At 31.5% G+C, this 6048-nt stretch carries 4 protein-coding genes and 1 pseudogene; 4 read left to right on the top strand and 1 reads right to left on the bottom strand.

Features of this window, described 5'->3' with window-relative positions; translation table 11 throughout:
- The first annotated feature begins 593 nt into the window (after positions 1-593).
- From DW006_RS04440 to DW006_RS04425, 4 genes and pseudogenes are all read left to right on the top strand, one after another.
- Positions 594-1652 carry an HNH endonuclease gene (locus DW006_RS04440; protein WP_199521882.1) on the top strand — a complete coding sequence of 353 codons (1059 nt, stop codon included), beginning with the start codon at positions 594-596 and terminating at the stop codon, positions 1650-1652.
- A gap of 294 nt (positions 1653-1946) precedes the next feature.
- A pseudogene (locus DW006_RS04435) lies at positions 1947-2801 on the top strand (Abi family protein).
- Between the two features lie 304 nt (positions 2802-3105).
- On the top strand, positions 3106-4617 hold the full coding sequence (locus tag DW006_RS04430) for a class I SAM-dependent DNA methyltransferase (protein WP_117999211.1): 1512 nt from the start codon (positions 3106-3108) through the stop codon (positions 4615-4617).
- The gene (locus DW006_RS04425; RefSeq protein WP_117999210.1) at positions 4607-5107 is read left to right on the top strand and encodes a restriction endonuclease subunit S; all 501 of its coding nucleotides are present in this window, start codon (positions 4607-4609) and stop codon (positions 5105-5107) included. Before DW006_RS04430 ends, DW006_RS04425 begins: the two co-directional genes overlap by 11 nt.
- Here the strand turns inward: DW006_RS04425 and DW006_RS04420 are convergent.
- On the bottom strand, positions 5104-5844 hold the full coding sequence (locus DW006_RS04420) for a restriction endonuclease subunit S (protein ID WP_158561069.1): 741 nt from the start codon (positions 5842-5844) through the stop codon (positions 5104-5106). The two genes, DW006_RS04425 and DW006_RS04420, sit on opposite strands and share 4 nt — an antisense overlap.
- Between the last annotated feature and the right edge of the window lie 204 nt (positions 5845-6048).

Below are 6048 nucleotides of genomic sequence, written 5' to 3'. Positions count from 1 at the left end.
TTGTGTTATTTTGTGGTGATTTAATTATAATGGATTTGGGTGTCTATACCTATTTTTTTATTTATAGGGCGCAGCCCTCTACTGAGAAGAAGCGACCAGAGGGAGCGTATTCGAAGTAGGGCACGGCTGGAGTAGTAGCACACGAAGAGAGAAAATTGAGTTATGCTTGCAAAAACGAGAATTTCTCTCTTTTTATGTTATGCGTCATTCTGGGAATGACGCGTTCTAATTGATTTGTGGAACAAATCAATTAGAGAAGTGGTGTGGTAAATTACCGTTCATATTACACCAAGTTGGATAGAATGGGGGAATAGAGTAATTACCAAACCTTTCCAAATTTTTAGTGTGTGACAACGTGAGATTACTAACTTTGGGTAAGTTGTTGTGGAAATATTTTCCAATTGAAGAAAAGTGGAATTGAGATTATAATAGGGAAAAACAGGTGGACGAATGTTATGATGAAGGTATATATAACATATAAGTTTGAGACTTATAAATAGGGTTGATTTGTATAATAACTTTGCATTATATAGAAAATTAAATGAAAAGAAGTTGTGTTGGTAGGATAATATTTTAACTTAGGAGAAAATAAAATGATTGATTACGAAAAATGGGATAAATACTACGACGAAAATTTTGCAGATGATGAATCTGTAGATAGTTTTTGGAAAGAATATGATGCTAAAAGATTAGAAGCTCAAAAAAATTATTATTATGGTCAAAAGACTAATGTCACAGTTGAACAAATTATAAAAGAAATGGGAGTAAAAGCAGTGAATGATAAATTTTTATACGGAGAAGATATTGTTGTTGTTCTACTTGATTATTCCAAAGGCATTTTTGATAAATGGAAGAATGGTACAATATTGTATTGTAATGGAGAAAAAGATTACACAATAGAGCAAGATATTGAAAATTTATCTATAATTGACAGTATGCTTTTTAATGCAGATTCTATTGGAAAAACCATTATTCGTGTATTCTGGAAGGATGGAGACAGTAATTATAGATTTGTCAATGGAGAGTTGATGCTAGGAAAAGAACGACCATATCAAATTGAAGAAAACGGAAAATATAGATGGGTATTTCCTTTATCATTAATATCAACATATCATTTTCGTATGCCTGAAAAATACTCTTTTTACGTGGATGTAAGGAGAATTAAACAGTCAGTAATTGAAGAAATAAATAAAGAAGATGAGACAAGATTGTTGGAATTTAATAAATATGCTAATTTTGATTCATACAATGGAGTATGTGGGTATAAACTTATACCACAAGAAAAGAATTGTTACCTTAGTGTTAAGGAAAAAATAATAAGAAATAGGAAAAAAGCAGAAAATGCCTTGCTTATTGCTGATTTTAAATGCGAAATAGATAAAAAACATATTACTTTTGTTAGAAAAAATCAAAATGTACCATATATGGAAGCTCATCATCTAGTTCCATTAGCGTACGCAGATTTGTTTAGGTATTCATTAGATGTGGAAGAAAATATAGTTTCCTTATGCAGTACTTGTCATAACCAAATTCATTATGGTAAAGATGCCGAATTACTTATTAAAAAATTATATTCAAGTAGGAAAGAATTATTGAGAAAAGTAGGAATTATATTATCAGAAAAGGAATTATTAAAAATGTATGATATTTAATAGATTTCGCAAAACGCTAAGATAATGTAAAATCTAACCTAGACGTATTTTCTCAAAAATTAAGTGAGATGAAATAAAAATATACGAGAAGAACGATGTAAAAATAGATAATAAAGTTATGTCGACCACAACAAATAAGCGGTAGTATTGAAGTTGGACTCAACAAATAATTGTGTAAGACTAAAATTCGCTTTGCCCACTTTAAAGTGAAAATAAACTTTTCACTTCACGCAAAAAATAATTGTGTATACAAATGGAGAAAAATTAGAAGGTGTGAAAAATAACAATCAGTTAATGAAGTCACCAAAAACATTTGAGGAACAAATGAAAATTATTAAAGAAAAAGGCTTTATAGTAGATAATGAAGAGTCATGTATTGAATTTCTAAAACAGGCAAATTATTATCGCGTATCAGCTTATCTTCTTCCGTTTCGAAAAAGAGATGGAAAATATTTTCCAAATATAAATTTTCATAGAATTAAAAGGATTTATGAATTTGATAGCAGATTAAGGGGCGTATTGTTTAATTGTATAGAAAAAATTGAGTTGCATTTGCGAACACAGTTAGCTTATTACAGTGGACATAACTATGGTGCCATAGGATATACGAATGCAGACATATATAATGAAAAACATAACGATGAAAAATTTAAGAATTTGATTCAGGTATGTATTGAATAAAATAAGAGAACATTGGTTGTTAAACATCATAATGAAAAGTATGGAGGAAAGTTTCCTATATGGGTCATAGTTGAGTTCTTTTCAATGGGAATGCTATCATATTTTTACGCCGACATGTTATCAGTAGATCAGAAGTATATAGCAAAAGCGTTGTATCAAACCTCTGTGCCATGTTTAAAAAGTTGGTTAAGGTGTACTACTGAATTAAGAAACAGATGTGCTCATTATTCAAGATTATATTATTGGTCTTTTCCAGCATTGCCTAAAATGCCAAAGGAAATGGAAGTATCTGGGAATAGAAAATTATTTTCACAAATACTGGTTTTAAAGTTGTTGTATCCAGACAAAGATGAGTGGAATAATTCATTTTTAGTAGAAATGAACTCAATTGTGGAAGAATATGAGCATGATATATGGTTAAAGCACATAGGTTTTCCACAAGATTGGTATAGACAATTAGTAAAATAGAAGAATACTGGTAAGGGGCTGTTGAATTAACGACAGCCTATTTTTATGTGATTGGAAAGATTACAAACATAGCAATTAAAAGAAAACTGTTTTGTGAATGTTAATAATATAACAAAGGTTGAAATTTGAAGCAAAATGTCACATAATTATAGGTGTATGTGAGGGACAAAATGGAAAATTGTAACATAGATGCCTACACGAATTAATTTGGAGTTATCCATTGAAATTTGAGTAGGATTTTTTACTATAAGTGAAGTGGTAGATAAAAAAGCGAAACAGAAAGTTTTAGGAAGCGAGGAAAACAGTGGCCAATAAGAATAATGCGAACATTGGATTTGAAAAAGAAATATGGGATGCGGCGTGTGTGCTGTGGGGACACATTCCAGCAGCAGAATATAGAAAGGTTATTGTAGGACTTATATTTTTAAGATATATATCAGCAGCATTCGATAAAAGGTATAAAGAGCTTGTGGATGAAGGCGATGGATTTGAAGATGATATAGATGCATATACAATGGAGAATGTATTCTATGTTCCTGAAGAAGCAAGATGGGAGACTATAGCATCAGCAGCACATAAAGAAGAAATAGGAACCGTCATAGATAATGCGATGAGAGCAATTGAAGCTGATAATAAAACATTAAAAGAGGTGCTTCCGAAAAATTATGCAAGTCCTGATTTGGATAAAAGAATATTAGGTGATGTAGTGGACATATTTACAAATAGTATAGATATGTCATCTACAGAAGTAGACGAAGATTTATTAGGAAGAACTTATGAATATTGCATTGCCAAATTTGCAGAAAAAGAAGGAGCTAGTGGAGGAGAATTCTATACACCAGCAAGTATTGTAAAAACATTAGTTGAAATTCTAAAACCATTTGACAATTGTCGTGTATATGATCCTTGTTGTGGTTCAGGAGGAATGTTTGTACAAAGCTCAAAGTTCATAAAAGCACATAATGGAAAAATAGGAACGATATCTGTATATGGTCAGGAAGCAAATGCAGACACATGGAAAATGGCAAAAATGAATATGGCAATCAGAGGAATAGATGCGAACTTAGGAGCATATCAGGCAGATACATTTACCAGTGATTGGCACAAGACTTTGAAAGCAGACTTTATATTAGCAAATCCTCCATTTAATTATCACCCATGGAACCAGGAAAAATTAATTGATGATCCAAGGTGGAAGTATGGATTGCCACCAGCAGGAAATGCCAACTATGCTTGGATTCAGCATATGATACATCATCTTGCACCAAATGGAAAAATAGGCTTAGTACTTGCAAATGGAGCACTTTCTACACAAACCAGTGGAGAAGGAGAAATAAGAAGAAAAATAATAGAAGATGATTTGATTGAAGGAATTGTAGCTATGCCTACACAGCTTTTTTATAGTGTAACAATTCCTGTAACATTGTGGTTTATAACAAAAAATAAGAAACAAAAGGGAAAGACTTTGTTTATAGATGCCCGAAATATGGGACATATGGTAGACAGAAAACATAGAGATTTAGATGATGAAAAAGATATAAAACTATTAGCGAATACTTTTGAGGCTTTTCAAAATGGAACGTTAGAAGAAAAGAAGGGATTTAGTGCAATAGCAACTATAGAAGATATTGCTAAACAAGATTACATCCTTACACCGGGACGTTATGTGGGAATTGCAGAACAAGAAGATGATGGTGTACCTTTTGAAGAAAAAATGACAAGACTTACATCTGAATTATCAGATATGTTTAAAAAGTCACACGAACTTGAAGAGGAGATTAAGAAAAAGCTAGGAGCTATTGGATATGAAATGTAAATTAAAAGATATTGTAAATGTTACTATGGGACAATCACCAAAATCTGAATTTTATAATACAACTGGAGAAGGAGTTCCTTTTTTACAAGGAAATAGAACTTTTGGATTGAAATATCCAACATTTGATACATTTACAACAAAGGTTACAAAAATGGCTAATGCTGGGGATGTAATTATGAGTGTACGAGCGCCAGTTGGTGATTTAAATATTACACCAAGTGATGTATGTTTAGGAAGAGGTGTTTGTTCTCTGAGAATGAAAAATGAAAATCAGGAATTTTTGTATTATATGATGAAATATTATGTTCCAAAGTTGGTAAATATGGAAAGTGGAACAGTGTTTGGTTCCGTAAATAAAAATGATATAAATGAATTAAAAATTGATATACCAGCTGATGAAAATCAACAGTTGAAAATATCAAAAATTTTATCAATTATAGATGAAAAAATAAAAATTAATAATGATATAAACAATAATTTAGTGGCTTAAAGTTCAATGTTTGAAACATCAAGTTCACCGGACATCAGTTTCGGTAAAAAAGTATCTCTGATTTCAGCTAACCTCTTTGTTTCTCTTGTTTTTGAAAGCATCATAGAGAAAATAGGTTGAACTAATCCGTCAAATTCTTTCAAGACATTTTCGGTAGGCAAATATGTTGGATAGTTCTTTAGAATATCCGTTTTCAAATTTGTGAAAACACTACCATTACCAAGTGCAATTAGATTGCCTCGAATGTGTTTGAAATAAAGATACAGATACTCATTTGAAAACTTTGACGATGGAAAATAGAGCCAGCCATCGTGTATACAAGTATCTATATCAAGTATCTTAGGTAAACCAGGTGTGGCACTATTTGATAAAACCAAACTTCCTGATTTAAGGTAAACAGTTTTTTTCAAACCAGCCTCAATGATATATTCCTTGATTTCATTGATAAATGGAGAACTAATACAAGTTGCATCAGATATTTTCAGCCAATGAAATCCATTATTTGATAAAAATTTTTGGATAGGTCGAGGTGAACCACCACGCTTTATTTCAACAAATTCGCCAAGTACACCATTTATCCAAGTTTTAGGTACTTGCCATTCAAATGGTTCAAAATCTATGAACCACGATTTGAAAAGAGCCATTGCTTGCTGCTCTAAATTATTGTTTACATTAATTGAAGTACTTTGGCTTGCAGTGAAAGAGAGGCGTGTATTAATTGCTATTTCGTCGATCATAGTTTTGTTGGTTGTAACTATAGTTAGAACTGTGTGTAATATGAGAGGGGATGGTGCTATGAGGAGTATAATAATAAAAAGTATAAATGTAAGTTTCGACATTGTATATACTATGAGTGTAAATATAGCAAGTGGTGCACTGCTAGATAAAGTGTTTCAATACCTTAGTGTTTAAAAGAAGTCCCATAACTTTTGTGGGTGGCA

The sequence above is a fragment of the Eubacterium sp. AF36-5BH genome (assembly GCF_003460505.1).
GTDB lineage: Bacteria > Bacillota > Clostridia > Lachnospirales > Lachnospiraceae > Eubacterium_G.
This window is presented reverse-complemented; position numbering and strand designations above follow the sequence as displayed.